The following is an 18,227-nucleotide window of genomic DNA, read 5'->3' on the forward strand; positions in this document are numbered from 1 at the left end:
CAATGTCTGATTATAAAAAACATTTAGTAGATCAAAACGCCGGCGTAAAAGAGGCGCTGGCGAAATTGAACATATTGGCAAGCGATGCTATTTTATTTGTAGTTGACGAACATGAAAGATTAATTGGTTCCCTAACCGATGGCGACATTAGGCGAGGCTTTCTTGGTGGCCTGGGACTTGAAAGTAGTGTCTTGAATTTTATCCAAAACAATCCTAAATTTCTGAAAAAGGGCGACTACACTGTTGCGCAGGTGATTGAATACCGCAACAAAGGTTTGCGCATCGTTCCTGTTTTGGACACTGAACATCGGATAGTTAAAATATTGAATTTTCGCTTTCATAAATCGTACTTACCTATTGATGCTATTATTATGGCCGGCGGGCGCGGCGAGCGACTTAAACCTTTAACAGATAACACACCAAAGCCATTGTTAAAAGTGGGCGACAAACCGATAATTGAGCATAACGTTGACCATTTGATAAGTTATGGTATAGACGATATATGGATTTCAGTGCGTTATTTGGGTGAACAGCTTGAAGATTACTTTAGGGACGGTGCATCAAAGGGCACTAATATTAAATATATTTGGGAAACCAAGCCACTTGGCACTATAGGTGCTGCATCAAAAGTAGAGGTTTCTGAACATGACTACGTTTTGGTGATAAATTCTGACCTGCTAACCAATTTGGATTTTGAAGATTTTTTTCAGGATTTTATAGCTAAAGACGCCATGTTATCTGTGGCAAGTATTCCTTATTCGGTTAATGTTCCTTATGCAATAATGGAAATGAATGGCGAGCACGTTACATCGCTGAGGGAGAAGCCTACTTATACTTACCCGGCCAATGCGGGTATTTATTTGATGAAGAAAGAATGTTTGAAGTTAATTCCGAACGACGAGTACTTTGACACTACTGATTTAATGGAATTACTGATATCAGAGGGTCAAAAGGTTTCAAACTATGCGTTGAGGGGATACTGGCTGGATATTGGCAAACACGAAGACTATATTAAGGCACAGGAAGATATTAAACACATAAAGTTTTAATGAAGATTCTCTATTTGATACCTGCCAGAGGCGGTTCAAAAGGCTTGCCCGGCAAAAATATTCTGGATCTCGGCGGGAAGCCGTTAATAGCATATTCTATTGACATTGCAAAACAAGTTTTGGCAGAAGGGGATGAGATATGCGTTTCAACAGACGATGATGACATTATACAAAAGGTAAAAAGCCTGGGAATTGAGCCCCCGTTTATACGTCCGGCTGAATTGGCTGCCGATACATCCGGTACACACGAGGTTATTTTACATGCGCTTAATTTTTACGAACAGGAAAGGGGCACCGTTTTTGATGTAGTGATGTTGTTGCAGCCAACTTCGCCATTCCGGACGTTGCGGCACATTACTGATGTAATTGAGTTAATGGGGGCGCACCCGGATGCCGAAATGGTAGTTTCGGTAAGAGAATCAAAAGATAACCCATACTTTAATTTGTTTGAAGAAACAGATAACGGATATCTTAAAAAATCAAAAGCGGGTAATTATACGCGAAGGCAGGATTGCCCTAAGGTGTTTGCTTACAACGGTTCAGTTTATCTAATAAAGGTAGCAGCGGTTAAAGAAAAACCGTTGCACAGCCTGGAAAAAATAATTAAATATCGAATGGATGATCCGTATAACCTGGACATAGATACCTGGCAAGATTGGAACATTGCCGAGCAGGTTATCAGGAAAATATGAAGATAACATGAAGATATATTTGCCAGGAGTAACTTTTAAAATAATATATGGTTAATACGTTATACATAATAACAAATTAATCTTTAAAAAATATGAATATGGAAGTAAGTAAGAAGGCAATAACTACTGCAGGTGTGCTTGTTGTTGCTGTGGTAATAGCAGCTTTTGCGTTGCTAAAAGTAAACACATTTAAAAATGAAACTTTAAAAATCGACAGTAGCAATACTGCGCAACCTAATGTTAGTCAGCCGGTTGTGTCGACTGTGCCCGAAAAAGAAGCTTCCTCATCTGATAAAATGTCGGCATCGAAATCTAATTCGATTTCGGGTGCTCATGTCAACTCAAAAAAAGACATTGGCTCTGCGGCTAAAGTAGATGCATCTGCAAAATCAATTGCGGGCGCGAACAGCTCCAAAACAGCTGCCAGCACCAAAGCAGCGATTAATAAAGGCGGTAAAAGATCGGTTGCTGGCCTTGTAAACATAAAAGACAAGGGAGCAAAGGGTGACGGAAGGTTTGATAATTGGCTTGTTTTTCAGAAAACAATTGACAGCCTGGCGATAAATGGCGGCGGCACAATTTATATACCATCGGGCTCATACGCAATTTTCGACAAAGGATTGGAAATATGGGGCGAAGGAATAACAATACAAGGGGAGAGTGCTGGTACTACTACAATACTTAAAAAAGGTTCGGCCGGATATTTTGGGGACTGTATTGATGTGGTTGGCAAGCTTAATGGCGATAAATATTATGGTAATTTCGGCAACGGCGGGGATTATAACAGGTTAGTTCCATACACAGGCGATACCGAACCTGCAAGAAATATACATATAAAAAATCTTACCATCGCGACTGATGCGTCGGTTATGGCGAGAAATGCAAATAATCTGGGCATACTTAATAGCGAAAATGTTTACGTTGATAACTGCATAATAAAAGGCGCACCCCAGACCAACGTAGCAATTGTAAATGATACCAAGCGAAGCAAAAATGGTATTATTAAGTTTACGAGCTGCCAGTTCAAAGAATCAGGCCAACATTCTGTTAGGGTTTGTTCATATAACCAGGGTTCGTTCATTGGCAACGATGTTACTTTTTATAAATGTACTTTCTCTGGAACAAAAGATAACGATTCACAGATTAAAGAAGTAATCGGAAAAAAAATCCTGCTATGGTACCGTGGTTCCGTATCTTCCGGATTGACCCACGTAAATGTTGACCAATGTGATTTTGACGACTCCGGCACTATATACGCAAATAGTAACGTGAGTGGTTTAACGGTACAGGGCAGCATAATGAGCAATCAAATAATTGTTCAGCATGCAAACAAGGTTGATCCAAATCCCAACATCGTTATAAAAAACAACACTTTTAGAAACAGGCGTAAATTGGGATTAAGTTTAAGCGCAGCCGCCGGAAATAATGGCTCCGTAGTAAGCAATTCCGCACGCATACAGATGTCAAATAATAAAAACCAGGATCAATAATAATCCTGGTTTTTATAGCGCAATAAATACCCCTTTGCTACATATTAAATTTTCAATGTCAACTGCAATTTTGCTAAATGTTTAAGAATAACGCGCTAAAATTTAAATCTATCAAATTTCAGGCATTTTTATACGTAATATCAAATACGTTTAGCTCTGCATTACCGATTTTGTTGTTGCCGTTTTTATCCAATCGTCTAAACATTGAAGACTATGCGGTTATAACAAATTTTTCGCTGATAGTAATGTTGTTGAATTTTTATATGGCTTTTCAGGGCAACACATTACTTAACCGGGAGTTTTTTTTAGTTGAAAAGAAAACATATAGCGTTTACATTTACAATGTTTTTGTTTTAACAGTAGTTAGTCTGTTAATCCTCATTGGATTTGATTTGATATTCGGCTCGTTTTTAGTCAGTGTTTTGGGCGGTCATAACCTGTTTCCGCAAATTATAGCTGTTGGTCTTTGCGTGTTTGTAACTAACCAACTTGCTTTGCAGAAACAGATGGAAAAAAAACCTGCTTTTGTCTTATCGCTGCGTTTTTTGCAACTATGTTTAGAAGTCGGGTTTACGGTGCTCTTAGTCAAAAAATCGCCTGATGCTTTATTTCAGCGGGTTAACGCAATGGTAATATCCAGCGCAGTTTTGGGGATTTTTAGCTTGCTGTATTTTTATAAAAACTATATAGCCCGGATAGCTATCGACAAAGTCTTTATAAAGGATGCGCTTGCTTTCGGGATACCAATATTTTTTAATAACCTATTTGGCTGGGTCATGACATCGTCGAGCCGTCTCTTTCTTTCAAAAATCAGCAACTTGAAAGAAGTGGGTCAGTACAGTTTTTCATTTCAACTTGCTCTGGCCATATCGTTAATCGGAAATTCCATCAACCAGGCCTGGATGCCGTGGCTGTTTGGAAAATTAGCTATCAATGATGAAGCTTCTGTCAAATCCATTCGTAAAGGAATTATCTCATGTTACCTTTTAATCTCGGCTTTAGTAGTGTTCCTTATCTTGATAGTTCCTTTGATAAGCCCTTATATGTTCAATTCAAAATACAAAATCAACCTGCCTGTATATCTTTTTATTTGCAGTGCTTTTGCTAGTAATGCATTTTACAGGATACTTATAAATTTTCTTTTCTTTCACAAAAAAACTAAGATCATTTCGTCAATAACCTTTATATGCGCATTTGCTAATATAGGTTTAAACATGTTGTTAATCCCTGTTTGGTCATCATTTGGGGCTGCTGTTGCTACCTTTGCCTCGTTTTTTCTGGGGCTGTTGTTGGTAATAATATATGTTATAAAAGAAGATTACTTGCGTGTAGGGTTTGGGAATAAATCATTTAGCTTTCAAAAATGAGTACATTTATAACTCAAAATAATAAGGTATTAAATTTAATCGATCTTGAAAGGCAAATTTCGATAAACGCCATACATCATAGTGAGCTGCATTTTAGCACTTGTTTCGAACTGGCAAAAAATATCCTCAATAACTACGGGTCGGCAAATCAGGTTAAAGTATTAACTAACCTCTTATTTGCAAAGTCAAAAAAAGCCTATTTAATTTCATTAATAAGCTTTTACAATACCAGGGCCGATGATAAAATAGTGAAGGTAGTTCACTCATTTGATAATATTTCTGCAAAGATTTTGGGCGAAAGAGGAATTCTGGTCGAGACTGGAGAGAAAGCAGGAGCATCATTGTTAGACGCCCGGCTAACTACGCTTTTAATAAAGGTTATCATTCATAAACTTTTTCGATTACATTTTTTTGTCTTTTCTTCATTTAAAACAGCTAAAAAAAGTTTAATAAGGAGTTGGGTTGAAGTGTCGTATACACTTTATCGGGATAAATATCCCGATTCGGTGATCCTTGTGTATCCGTTTGGCCTTAGTTTAGGCAGGCAAAAACGATATTTTACGATGCTGAAAGCAAATGGTTTTAAATACCTTCTTATAGGTGTACCTTATACTTTTAGAAATTATATAGCGATACTTTTTAGTGGTAAGCAGGCCCGCGACCTCAAAATTCTAAAATTCGAATACGATGCTTATCAAAAACACAGCTTTGAACTAGGCAAATTTAATGCGACCCAAATATATACTACTGATGAATTTGAGGCGGCTGGCATCGTTTTATATGAAAACCTTTTAACTAATAAAGTTAATGTTCAAAACAGGGCCCACGGCATAGGCCAATATTGTCCATTTGTAAATTATTCCGACTTCGTTTTATATAACCAGGCACAAATAGATTATTATAAACGTAATAATACTCTTATAAATTATAAGATTGATATCGGGTTAAAACCTGCGATTGAACCCGTTGACCTGGAGGATGGGGCGCAAAAATGCATCGTATATCTGCACTGTCCCGCTGAAATATTGAATATGGTGTTCGAGGCCGACAGGCAGATCGAGTTATTAAAACGGCTGAAAATTTATGCCGACGAAAGAGGTATAAAATGCATTATTAAAATACATCCTAATACATCGGAAAAAGAAATGGAGCGGCTTAACAGCCAATTCCAGGTACCATGTATACGGTCAATAGCCGATATTATTAATAGCTACCGGCCCACTTTTGTCCATTTTTTGTCCACGGCGTATTTTGATTTTTTTAAGCTGGGAAATTTTTACTTTTACACCGATACATACTACAACCCGAAAGACTATTTCGGAGATGATATTTTGACATTTTCATTTGAAAACTTAAATACAACATTAGATAGGGAATTTGGAATATGAAGATTAAACTATTTGGTATTTTGTTCAATTTCTCGTCTATCGATATGTGGCTGGGCTTGCTGTTGGGTTTGCCTATTAGTTTCCCCCAGCCATACTACTGGTTTTCGTTCATCGCGTTTGGCCTGGCAATGTTCAGGATTAACAAATCCACAGTTTACAAGCGCCAGAAAGTAATATTTGTTTTGATATTTATTTCAGGTTTAATATCAAGTTTGATAAGTGTTTATAATTATAAAATAGATGCTTTCAGGACCGTTTACTCGTCCACATTTTTTGTGTTTTTTTTGTTTGGTGCAGGGGTCAAAAACATATTGGAATTTGCCAAAGGATATGTGTTGTCAGCATTGATGTTGTCTCTAATGGTGGTTTTTTTGTTCTTTAAACTAAAACCTTATACTTCGGGGATATTAATGTTTGTGTACGAAGATGCGCGAATGTGGGCATTCAACTACGTTCCGGACTGGCCGAATTTTTATTGTTTCGGCGTGTGTTTGGCCGCGATATTTTCATATTATTTTTTAAAACACAAGTTGCTTACAATATTTTTCAGCTTTGTAGCTGTAATTACAACGTCAAGGATAGCGCTCGTAATGATAGCCGTACTGTTACTTTTTGAAGCTATTGGCTGGGTTAAACAGAAAAAATACTACAGGATAGTACTATTAGTGATTGCATTCGTTGTTGTAGGCTTGGTATCCGGCAAGCTGGCAAGCCTCGAAGGCTCAAGCCAGCTTACATCCCGCCTTGGGAAAACGGAGGATAGGCAGCACATTTATGGGCTGCTTATTGACCAATTTACTAATAACCCGGTTTTTGGGATAGGAAATGTGTTGACTGCAGATTTTATCAGCGATACGACTTCGGCTGGTTCCTATCATAATACTTATCTTGAAATTTTAACGCGGTATGGCACTGTTGGGTTTGTTTTGTTTTTGCTATTGATTTTTCCCAGTCGTTTAATATTTAAGAAATTCGACAGTATTGACCTGATTCTATTATTTATGTGCGTCTGTGCACTTTTTCAAAATATACTTGGACACCCGCATTACGCTATGACGTTTTCGGCAATTATGTATTATCTTATTCATAGAAAAAAAGTTAGCAAAACCAATGTTCAGCATTTTACGAAAGTTCCTGGGAACGCTCAGGTTAGCCTCAATTAAGCTTAGGGCGAAACAACTCAGCGTTGGCGCCGATTTTTTTTGCGGCAGGGGGTGTTTTGTAAGCAGGAAAAATGTTATAAAGATTGGCGACAGTTTTTACATGGGTAATTACTGCCACCTGTCGGCAAATGCGGTTATCGGCAATGATGTGCTTTTTGCCTCATTTGTGTCATTAGTTGGCGGCGACCATAAGATAGATAATATCGACGTCCCCATCAGGTTGTCAGGCAGAGATGAATTTAAGACAATAACCATAGGAGACAACGTTTGGATCGGCCATGGCGCAATAGTGATGCATGGGATTAACATTGAAACAGGCGCCGTTATTGCATCTGGTGCGGTAGTTACGAAAGACGTACCCGCTAACGCAATAGTTGGCGGTAACCCTGCCAAATTTATACGATACAGAAAAACTTAATATCTATTTATCTACTTATGAAACAAATAATACAAGACTTAAAAAATGGTCACACTGTATTAGAAGAAGTCCCGGCCCCGGTTGTAAAAAGTGGCCAGGTGTTAATTCAAACCACACGGAGCCTGGTATCACTAGGTACGGAACGGATGCTGGTTGAATTTGGAAGGTCGAATTTTTTGCAGAAAGCAAAGCAACAGCCCGAAAAGGTGAAAATGGTGCTGGATAAAGTTAAAACTGATGGACTAAAACCAACCATTGATGCGGTTTTTTCGAAACTTGGCCAGCCGCTACCCCTGGGGTATTGTAACGTAGGTAAGGTTATCGCTGTCGGAAAGGGAGTGTCGGACTTTAAAGTAGGCGATCGGGTTGCGTCCAACGGGCACCATGCAGAATATGTTTCGGTACCACAAAACCTGGTAGCCTCTATACCGGCCAATGTAACGGACGATGAAGCTGCCTTTACTATTATCGGCTCTATCGGTTTACAGGGTATCAGGTTAATAGCTCCTGCCTTTGGCGAAACGATAGTTGTGGTGGGGTTAGGTTTAATAGGTTTGCTTACTGCTCAACTGCTAAAAGCTAATGGCTGTCGGGTAATAGGATTCGACTTCGACGAAAAAAAGGTGAAGTTGGCCCATGATTTTGGTATACTTGCTTATAACCCGGCAGCCGGAAACGACCAGGTTAAAGTCGTAGAAGATTTGACGAACGGGGTAGGAGCAGACGGCGTTATTATTACGGCATCAAACAAAAGCGACGAAATAATCTCGCAATGTGCGAAGATGTCGAGAAAACGCGGCCGCATAGTGCTTGTTGGGGTAATAGGCCTCAACATAAACCGTTCAGATTTCTATGAAAAAGAACTATCGTTCCAGGTTTCATGTTCGTACGGTCCCGGCAGGTACGATGACAACTACGAACAACGCGGTAACGACTATCCCTTAGCATTTGTACGCTGGACGGAAAAAAGAAATTTTGAAGCAGTATTAAACGGCATCAGTTCCGGCGCGATAAATGTTAATCCCCTGATTACTGAAAAAGTTAAGCTTGATGATTTTGGAAAGATTTATGATAATATTTCCTCATCAGCTTCAATAGCATCAATACTAGATTATGGCGATGACAAAGAAATACCAACAAACGTAGTTAATTTAAGCAGCAACTCGTTTAATGGGCAAAAAGGCGTTTTGGGTATAATAGGTGCTGGTAATTTTACCGGGGCAATGATATTGCCGTCATTAAAAAAGACTAGTGCCCTCATAAAATATATTGCCAGTTCCGGCGGCTTGTCTGGCACAGTAATGGCAAAGAAGTTTAACATAGCAAATTCTACAACCGACTATAAAAGTATCCTTGCCGACGCCGAAGTGGATCTGGTTTTGATTACAACACGCCACAACCTGCACGCTCAAATGGTGGTTGAAGGATTAGCAGCTGGAAAACACGTTTTTGTTGAAAAGCCACTTGCTTTAAATACGAATGAATTAAAAGACATTATTGAAACGCATCAAGCTCATCAAAAAACTATTACAGTGGGCTTTAACCGCAGATTTGCGCCTTTGTCGGTTAAAATGAGGAAGCTTTTGGGTAACGGCAACGCTCCGATAAATATTATTGCCACTATGAACGCAGGGTTTATTCCAGGTACGTCGTGGGTGCATGATAGCGAAGTAGGAGGCGGCCGGATAATCGGCGAAGCGTGCCATTTTATTGATTTATGCACGTACCTTGCGAGCTCAAAAGTTAAATCAGTCTGCATGAATACAATGGGTGTAAACGCTGATGAGTATACCGACAACGCGTCTATTTTATTAAAATACGAGAATGGTTCAAACGCTGTAATCAATTATTTTGCGAATGGCAGTAAGGCCTATTCAAAAGAGCGAATTGAAGTTTACAGCCAGGAACGTACGTTGATTATGGATAATTGGCGTAAGCTTAGCGGATATGGATTTAAAGGTTTTTCATCTGAATCGTCATCGCAGGATAAAGGACATGCAAACCAATTTAACCTGCTCGTTAAAGCTGTGAAGGAAGGTGGCGAACCGATTATTCCCTTGGATGAGATCGTTAATACCACACTTGCCACCTTTGCTGCTATAGAGAGCGTAAAGGAAGGAAAGTGGATTGACCTTGCCAGTGAGATGGCAGCAGTTCAGCGCTAATATTATTATATACCTCTTTTTAACATTAAATAAAAAAATAAGAAATGCTTTGTGACATAATTGCGGGCGCACGTCCAAATTTCATGAAAATAGCTCCTATAATCGCTGCCATAAAAAAGGCTGCTGCTAACGGGAAGGATATAAAATACCGGTTAATTCATACCGGTCAGCATTACGATAAAAAAATGTCGGGTGATTTTTTCGAACAATTGGGCATACCTGAGCCGGATATTAACCTGGAAGCAGGGGGCGGTACTCAGGCAGAACAAACCGCCGCAATTATGGTGCGCTATGAAAAGGTGCTTATGGAAACACGGCCGAACCTTGTCTTAGTAGTGGGCGACGTTACATCCACCATGGCCTGCTCCATAACAGCAAAAAAACTCAATAACATAAAAGTCGCACACGTTGAAGCTGGGATAAGAAGCGGTGACCTGACTATGCCCGAAGAAATAAACCGGATGGTGACAGATGCCATTACCGATTATTTTTTTACTACATCCGATACTGCAAACAATAATCTTAAAAACGCGGGGATAGGAAAAGATAGAGTTTTTTTTGTAGGTAATACAATGATAGACACACTATTAACCCAGATGCCAAACTTTCAAAAACCGTCAGTTTGGGATGAGATTGGATTACAGCCAAAGGAATATATTGTGATGACACTTCACCGCCCGGCAAATGTAGATGAAGAGGGAGGCTTACGTAAATTGATAACTGCTATAATTGATTCCTCGCGCGGCATCCCCTTAATTTTCCCTGTCCATCCGCGTACAGCGAAAATGCTGGAAAGTTTAGGTATTGCGGCTCCTAATCTGCATATGATAGAGCCTTTGGGATACCTTGAGTTTAACTACCTTGTGAGGAATGCAAAAGCAGTTATAACAGATTCCGGAGGGATAACTGAAGAAACTACCGTGATGAATGTGCCTTGCATGACGTTGAGGAATAATACTGAACGGCCCGAAACTTGTGAAATAGGCACCAACGAATTATTGGGTACCGATCCAATAGCTATTCCTCCCGCATTTGATACACTTTTTGCCGGGCAATGGAAAAAGGGAGAAATACCCGAGTTATGGGATGGTCATACTTCTGAAAGGATTGTTGATGTTATATTAAGTTTAAACTTATAACGCAATTGTGGTAAAAAAAAGCTTATTACTTTTCAGGACCGTAAGGCATCTAAAATTAAAGCAAATAATTTACCAGTTTTACTACAGATTAAAACCGCGTAAAAACTTAGCGTCGTACAAACCTAACTCCGTAATTGGGTTGACCTTTAACGCACTACGTTTTACTACCGCCTATGAAATAACTGGTTTGGCTGGCGCAAATTGTAGTTTTACTTTTTTAAATCTTAAAAAAGATTTCGCCGGCACTATTAACTGGGACTACCAAGGTTATGGTAAACTATGGAATTACAACCTGCAATATTTTAATTACCTGCACCAAACCGACATAACAGTAGAGCTAAAACAACAGTGGCTACATGACATCGGTTCGTGGTTAAATATAGGTAAACTTAAACTGGAACCATACCCGGTTGCATTGCGCGCAATAAACACTATAAGGTTTTTAAGTACCGAAAAACTTTCTGATCCTTTAATTATCGAAGACCTGTATGGGCAACTTGATTATCTAAACGATAATTTGGAATTCCATTTATTAGGCAATCATTTGCTGGAAGACGCCTTTGCTTTATTTATGGGAAGCAGCGTGTTTAATAATAGCACCTGGGCTGAGACGTCAAAAAGAATTTTGTACGCCGAGCTAAATGAACAAATATTAAATGATGGCGGGCATTTTGAATTGAGCCCCATGTATCATCAAATTATTTTATTTAGAGTACTGGAACTTATTGATTGGTACAGCAAAGTTGAAGATTACGATTGTGATTTTTTAAAATTTGTTACATCGAAAGCTGCTGAAATGTTAAAATGGTTGGAACTTATCACCTTTTCAAACGGCGATATCCCTCATTTTAATGACAGCGCTGAAGGTATAGCCTTTACCAGCGCCGAATTATTTGCATTTGCACGGCAATTAAACATTAAACCTAATGAAACGTTACAACTTAACGGTTCCGGGTACAGGAAGTATGTATCACCAAAATACGAATGCGTGGTTGATGCGGGAGATGTTGGGCCGTCTTATCAACCTGGGCATAGCCATTCAGACATGCTGTCATTTGTATTATATAGCAAGGGGGTACCAATCATTGTAGACACAGGCACGTCAACTTATCAAATAGGGACTAAAAGAACTTATGAACGCTCTACAAATGCCCATAATACTGTTGAACTTCCTGGATGTAATCAATCGGAAGTTTGGGGTGGTTTCCGGGTGGGCAGGCGGGCCGAAATTGAAATAACTAAAAACACTGAAACAGCACTTACCGCAGGGCATAACGGTTATCGAAAAAAAAATGTGGCTAATCACGAAAGAAATTTTATTTTTGCCGACGATGTTGTAAGCATCATTGATGTTATAACAGGTGCGGATGAGCTATCCCTAAAGGCTCTATTCCACTTTCATCCAAATTGTAAAGTTGAAATTCAAAATCCTAATAAGGTTTTTGTAAACAACATAGCAACTATTGAATTTACTGGTAAGAATAAACTCGAACTGCAGGAGTACGAACTGGCAAATGGCTATAACAAGTACTTGACCGCTACTTGTTTAACAGTTGAGTTTAAAAAGCAATTGCAAACTGAAATAACGTTGTTATAAAATTAAATGAAAAGAATTCTTTATTTGAGCTTTTATTTTGAACCCGATCTTTGTGCTGGCTCTTTTCGGAATTCGCCTTTAGCTAAAGAACTTGCTAAACAAGCTGATGGTAAGGTAATTATTGATATTATTACCACGCTGCCTAATCGATACAATACATTTGATGTAGGAGCTCCAGCATTTGAGGAACGAGACAATATTACCATCAATCGCGTATTAATCCCGAAACACAAAAGTGGTTTTGCCGATCAGATTAACTCGTTTAAAACTTATTTTTTTGAGGCTGAGAAAATAATAAAAGGTAAAAAATACGATATGGTATTTGCTTCATCGTCCAGGTTGTTTACCGCTTATTTGGGCTATAAAATTGCAAAAAAACAAAAGATTCCATTGTATCTTGATATTCGGGATATTTTTACTGATACCATGAATGACGTCCTGAAAAACGCTATTCTAAAAACCGGAGTTTTGATGGTTTTAAAAAACATCGAAAAACGTGTGTTCAACTACGCAACTCATATTAATTTAATATCGGGCGGCTTTAGGTCGTATTTTGCCAAGTACAAAAAGCCTGCATATTCGTATTTTTCAAACGGAATCGATCCCGAATTTTTAGATTTAAGCCCAAGCCCCGAAAATAATACCGGCCAGTGCTTGATAACCTATGCCGGAAACATAGGCGAAGGACAGGGATTGCATAAAATTATACCCCAGGCTGCTAAAAGGCTCGGCGATAAGTACAAATTTTTAGTAATTGGTGATGGCGGCGTAAAGCAGAAATTATTAGAAGGATTAAAAGCTGAGAATGTAACCAACGTTGAATTAAAAGAACCTGTTTCGCGAAAAGAGCTGCTCGAAATCTATAAAAAGTCGGACTTTTTATTTTTACATCTGAACGATTATGATGCGTTTAAAAAAGTACTTCCATCAAAAATTTTTGAGCTGGGGGCGTACGACAAACCAATGATAGCTGGCGTAGCAGGCTTCGCTAACCAATTTATAAATGAGAATGTTCCTAACCATATACTTTTTTTACCGGGCGATGTGGATGGCATGGTTAGTCAGCTAAAGAACTACACCTATACGACTGGCTTTCGCGAGGATTTTATTCGGAAATTTAAAAGGGAACAGATCAATACAGAAATGGCAAAATCTATTTTAGCCTACGTATAATGAGCAAGATATTAATTTCAGGTTCAAATGGCTTTGTAGGTGTCAATCTCAGTAACTATTTAGCGAAGGCTGGTAACGAGATTTACACATTATCGCGAAATGCCGGTAAGCAAGAAAATGATGTTTTATGGAATGATCTCGAGAGAATATCTGAATTTAAAATTGATGTTTTTATTCACCTTGCCGGCAAGGCTCATGACTTAAAAAACACATCGGAGCCAGACGAGTATTTTAAGGTAAATACTGACTTGACTATAAAATTATTTAACCAATTTTTAAAAAGCACAGCGTCTGTTTTTATATATTTCAGCACCGTTAAGGCGGCTGCCGATACGGTCGAAAATATTTTAAACGAGGATGTCGTCCCGAATCCGAAGACGGTTTATGGCCAATCAAAATTCAAGGCCGAACAATATCTCTTGGCGCAAACGCTTCCGCCCGAAAAAAAGTTATATATCTTAAGGCCGTGCATGATTCATGGCCCGGGCAATAAAGGAAATTTAAATTTACTGTATAGGTTCGTTAGTAAGGGAATTCCCTACCCCTTTGCTGCATTTGAAAACAAGAGGTCTTTTTTATCAATTTCAAATCTTTGTTTTATAGTTGAAAAATTAGCCGGCGCCGTTAGCCCTGTGGGTGGGGTTTACAACATTGCGGATGATGTGCCCTTATCTACTAACGAAGTAATTATGATTATTGCGGAAACCAATAACTTAAAATCCAAATTGTGGAAGATAAATCGCAAACTTATTGAGCAGATTGCATTTGTTGGCGATAAATTGCGATTGCCAATAAACACAGAACGGCTAAAAAAGCTCACTGAAAATTATGTAGTGAGTAACAGCAAGATAAAAAAGGCACTGGCGATAAGTCATTTGCCCATTTCGTCGGCCGACGGACTTAAAAGCACCATCAGCAGTTTCCAGAATCAATAATTTTATGATATATCCTATTCTAACTTTGGTATTTTTTCTGGCAATGTTGGCTTACTTCCGAATAGCTGATCATTATAATATTATAGATCATCCGAATGAAAGAAGCTCACACACTGAAGTCACAATAAGAGGGGGTGGGGTTATTTTTGTATTTGCTGCGTTGATTATCCTGGTTTTGTATCCTGAATTTTGGCTGGCAATAACGGGGATTGTAATTATTGGAGCAATAAGTTTTCTGGATGACAGGCTTACTTTATCAAGCCGATTGAGGTTATTGTTTCACTTGTTAGCAGTAACCTGTATGTTTTGTTATTTAAATATCTTTCAGTTCGAGCCGCTCTATATTATCCCGTTGCTTTACATTATAGTAATTGGTGTAGTTAATATGTACAACTTTATGGATGGTATTAACGGCATAACCGGCACATACAGTTTGGTTGTTCTGGGGGGATTGCTTTACGTTAATCAAAACCATATATTGTTTATTAAAAACGAGATGATATGGATACCGATGCTGGCTTGCCTGGTGTTCCTTTTTTACAATTTTCGTAGAAAAGCCAAATGTTTTGCAGGCGATGTAGGCAGTATAACAATTGCTTTTTGGATAATTTTATTGATACTGCGTTTAATTTTTGTAAGCGGTAATTGGGAGTATATTATGTTTCTTGTTGTGTATGGAATCGACTCCGTTTTGACGATTATTCACCGCATAATACTTAAACAGAATATTTTCAAGGCACACCGGCTGCACTTCTATCAGTTAATGGTAAATGAATACGGAATGTCGCATTTATGGGTGGCGTTTGGCTACGCGCTGTTACAAGCTACAATAATTTGTTTAATTATTTTTAACAACCTTTTAACGTCGCCTGTGTTATTTTGTTTAGTGATTGTTCCGTTATCTATTGTTTATATAATTTTAAAGCTGTTATTAATTAAAAATAACCGAAATAACTTAAAAATACTACAAAAAATATAAGTTAATATCTTTTTATATTTAAGGCTAAATAGTTGATTTTTATTGCTGTTGACTGGGCCGCTGGTAATATGGAATTTGGTGCATATCGAGTTATATAATGTATGTTGCAGTAAAACAATTTATTTTTTTTATTAAAATATAATCTTACTTTTATCTTAGGAAATAATAATAGTCTTATGAAGAAATACTCACTATCTAATAAGGTTGTTCCGCGATGGGTTATAATCGTACTGGATTTTTTTATTGTTGCGGCATCATTCTCGGTCTCGTATTTTATTGTGTACCGTTTCGAGTTTATAAATATATTAAGAGGATATTTCTTAATTTATACGAGTCTATATTGTTTAACGTCGCTGGCTGTGATGTTTATGATGCGGATACACACGGGGTTAATCCGCTACTCGAACACCCGTGATGTTTTACGGATATTCAGTGCAGTATTTTCATGTACATTAATATATTCTGTACTTATTAATATTTGGTTTTTACCGCAATGGCCTATTAGCCGTATAACCATAAATATGGTAATGCTGGTTAATTTTTCGTTATCAAGCACTTTGTTGATATTGTTACGTACTGCAGTTAAAAGTGCATATTTCTACATTAACAATTATTCAAATGCTACTAAAACGGTTGTGCTTATTTATGGTTCAGATACCAGCGCAGTTTTAGTGAAGCAAGCTTTGGAGACCAGTGTAAAAACTAATTTTTCGGTTATCGGCTTTGTTGATGACGACCCTAATAAAATAAATAAAGAAATTCATCAGCTTAAAGTTTATGATATTGATAAGCTGGAAAACCTAATAAAAAAGCGTAAGGTAGACAGGCTCATTATTATGAACCATCACCTTGATGAACAAGCCAAGAAAAATGCGCTTGAAAAGTGCCTGGCGCTGGGCATACAGGTGCTTACAGTTCCACCGTCTGACCAATGGATATACGGCAAACTTAACCTGCAGCAGATTAAAGATTTGAAAATAGAGGATTTACTACAGCGTAAGCCTATCCAGATTGACACCACGAGGATTTCGGAAGATTTACAAGGGAAACGAGTACTGGTAACGGGTGCTGCGGGTTCTATCGGATCGGAGATTGTTCAGCAAGTGCTTGGCTATAAACCAGCGATGATTATTTTGTGTGATCAGGCTGAATCGCCTCTTCACGAACTTCGCCTGCAGGTTGAGGAGAGTTTCCCTGATAGCGATATTAAAATATTTATCGGGGATGTGCGGAATTATTCAAGGATGCGCAAATTGTTTATCGACTACACACCTGAAATAGTATTCCACGCCGCTGCCTATAAACACGTGCCGATGATGGAAGAAAACCCTACCGAGGGCGTATTAACTAATGTTGTAGGCACTAAGTATCTTGCCGATCTGTCAGTTGCTTTCGGCGTTGACAAATTTGTAATGATTTCTACCGATAAAGCCGTAAACCCTTCCAATATAATGGGTACAACAAAGCGGATTGCCGAAATATACATTCAATCGCTTAAAAACGATCCTGATAACAATGGAACTACGCGCTTTATCACCACAAGGTTTGGTAACGTGTTAGGATCTAATGGCTCAGTTATACCGAGATTTAAAGCGCAGATACAAAAAGGCGGACCACTGACTGTTACGCATCCGGAAATTACCCGTTATTTTATGACTATCCCCGAAGCCGTTCACCTGGTTTTGGAAGCAGGCACAATGGGTACCGGTGGCGAGATATTTATTTTTGACATGGGCGAACCTGTAAAGATCACTGACCTTGCGTTAAAAATGATTAAACTGGCCGGTTTGCAGCCTGAAAGGGATATTAAGGTTGTTTTTACAGGTTTAAGGCCAGGCGAAAAACTGTATGAAGAGCTATTGAACGATGGTGAAAATACGATGCCAACCTATCACGAAAAAATAAAAATTTCGCGGGTTATTGAGTATTCATATGCCCAGGTTCATAATGATATTAACGAATTGCTTGCGTTAAATAAGCAAAACGACATATTGGGTGTGGTTAATAAAATGAAAGAAATTGTACCTGAATTTATTAGCAAAAACTCAGAATACGAAGTGCTTGATAATAAAGACGCGAGTTTAGTTCCTGAATTGTAACTCCCGTTCAGCTTATATATATACTTCAAGTAGTGAAATATATCAAAGCCTGGCTTTTGCCGGGCTTTTGTATTTGGGGTCTCCGGAAGATGCCTGTACATACATTCAAAAAACAAATGACAGTAGTGTCCAATTTTTAAACTTTCGATTGTTACCAGGTAATTGATATATTTAATACTATTAATAGTTAAGAAAATGGAAGAGTTTATTTTAATTTTCAGGCACCAGGACGGTTCAAAAATTGCCTCGCCAGAGCAAATGCAAACGTGGATGAAACAAACCATGGACTGGATAGGTGGCATTGCTTCACAAAACAAATATATTGGCGGTAATGGCTTACCTCTTGATAATGCAAGGGTTGTGCACCATAACAGGATAGTGACCAATGGCCCGTTTGGGGAAATAAAAGAAACCCTGGGTGGATATATCATGGTCAAAGCAGAGTCGATTGATGAAGCAGTTGAGTTTGCCAAAGACTGTCCCATTTTACAGGCCGAGGGAAATACGGTAGAAGTAAGGAAAATTGCAAAAGGCGATGGTACTCATTGACACAATTGCCGAATTTGGGTGCGC

The 18,227-nt window shown here is 38.4% G+C and carries 15 protein-coding genes; all 15 read left to right on the forward strand.

Annotation, left to right across the window (positions count from 1 at the left end):
* Positions 1–2 precede the first annotated feature (2 nt).
* The 15 genes from Q0R52_RS15550 (at position 3) to Q0R52_RS15620 (ending at position 18,203) form a co-directional block, all read left to right on the forward strand.
* On the forward strand, positions 3–1,049 hold the full coding sequence (locus Q0R52_RS15550) for a nucleotidyltransferase family protein (RefSeq protein WP_295795863.1): 1,047 nt from the start codon (positions 3–5) through the stop codon (positions 1,047–1,049).
* On the forward strand, positions 1,049–1,741 hold the full coding sequence (locus tag Q0R52_RS15555; RefSeq protein ID WP_295795865.1) for an acylneuraminate cytidylyltransferase family protein: 693 nt from the start codon (positions 1,049–1,051) through the stop codon (positions 1,739–1,741). Before Q0R52_RS15550 ends, Q0R52_RS15555 begins: the two co-directional genes overlap by 1 nt.
* 98 nt (positions 1,742–1,839) lie before the next feature.
* Positions 1,840–3,231: a glycosyl hydrolase family 28-related protein gene (locus Q0R52_RS15560; protein ID WP_295795867.1), complete on the forward strand. Its 1,392-nt coding sequence runs from the start codon at positions 1,840–1,842 to the stop codon at positions 3,229–3,231.
* A 77-nt stretch (positions 3,232–3,308) separates the two neighbouring features.
* Entirely contained in the window at positions 3,309–4,598 is a 1,290-nt protein-coding gene (locus Q0R52_RS15565; RefSeq protein WP_295795870.1) for an oligosaccharide flippase family protein, read from the forward strand.
* On the forward strand, positions 4,595–5,986 hold the full coding sequence (locus Q0R52_RS15570) for a hypothetical protein (RefSeq protein ID WP_295795871.1): 1,392 nt from the start codon (positions 4,595–4,597) through the stop codon (positions 5,984–5,986). The genes Q0R52_RS15565 and Q0R52_RS15570 overlap by 4 nt, the downstream gene beginning before the upstream one ends.
* Positions 5,983–7,149, forward strand: coding sequence for an O-antigen ligase family protein (locus Q0R52_RS15575; protein ID WP_295795873.1), 1,167 nt, complete (start codon positions 5,983–5,985; stop codon positions 7,147–7,149). The genes Q0R52_RS15570 and Q0R52_RS15575 overlap by 4 nt, the downstream gene beginning before the upstream one ends.
* Before the next feature lie 100 nt (positions 7,150–7,249).
* Positions 7,250–7,567 (forward strand): DapH/DapD/GlmU-related protein, encoded by a 318-nt coding sequence (locus Q0R52_RS15580; protein WP_366520909.1) that lies wholly within the window; start codon positions 7,250–7,252, stop codon positions 7,565–7,567.
* 17 nt (positions 7,568–7,584) lie between these two features.
* The gene (locus Q0R52_RS15585) at positions 7,585–9,732 is read left to right on the forward strand and encodes a bi-domain-containing oxidoreductase (protein ID WP_295795875.1); all 2,148 of its coding nucleotides are present in this window, start codon (positions 7,585–7,587) and stop codon (positions 9,730–9,732) included.
* Positions 9,733–9,776: 44 nt separating this feature from the next.
* Complete coding sequence (wecB, locus tag Q0R52_RS15590; RefSeq protein ID WP_295795876.1) at positions 9,777–10,871, forward strand: UDP-N-acetylglucosamine 2-epimerase (non-hydrolyzing); 1,095 nt, start codon at positions 9,777–9,779, stop codon at positions 10,869–10,871.
* Positions 10,872–10,878: 7 nt separating this feature from the next.
* Entirely contained in the window at positions 10,879–12,468 is a 1,590-nt protein-coding gene (locus Q0R52_RS15595) for an alginate lyase family protein (protein ID WP_295795877.1), read from the forward strand.
* A 6-nt stretch (positions 12,469–12,474) separates the two neighbouring features.
* On the forward strand, positions 12,475–13,641 hold the full coding sequence (locus Q0R52_RS15600; protein WP_295795878.1) for a glycosyltransferase family 4 protein: 1,167 nt from the start codon (positions 12,475–12,477) through the stop codon (positions 13,639–13,641).
* Positions 13,641–14,576, forward strand: a complete 936-nt coding sequence (locus Q0R52_RS15605) for an NAD-dependent epimerase/dehydratase family protein (RefSeq protein WP_295795879.1) — start codon at positions 13,641–13,643, stop codon at positions 14,574–14,576. Before Q0R52_RS15600 ends, Q0R52_RS15605 begins: the two co-directional genes overlap by 1 nt.
* 4 nt (positions 14,577–14,580) lie before the next feature.
* Positions 14,581–15,555, forward strand: coding sequence for a UDP-GlcNAc--UDP-phosphate GlcNAc-1-phosphate transferase (locus Q0R52_RS15610; RefSeq protein WP_295795881.1), 975 nt, complete (start codon positions 14,581–14,583; stop codon positions 15,553–15,555).
* Between the two features lie 176 nt (positions 15,556–15,731).
* A complete protein-coding gene (locus Q0R52_RS15615) occupies positions 15,732–17,654 on the forward strand; it encodes a nucleoside-diphosphate sugar epimerase/dehydratase (protein WP_295795882.1) in 1,923 nt (640 codons plus the stop codon).
* Between the two features lie 195 nt (positions 17,655–17,849).
* The gene (locus Q0R52_RS15620; RefSeq protein ID WP_295795884.1) at positions 17,850–18,203 is read left to right on the forward strand and encodes a YciI family protein; all 354 of its coding nucleotides are present in this window, start codon (positions 17,850–17,852) and stop codon (positions 18,201–18,203) included.
* Positions 18,204–18,227: the final 24 nt, after the last annotated feature.

Origin of the sequence: Mucilaginibacter sp. (assembly GCF_025359345.1) — a bacterium.
Lineage (GTDB): Bacteria > Bacteroidota > Bacteroidia > Sphingobacteriales > Sphingobacteriaceae > Mucilaginibacter.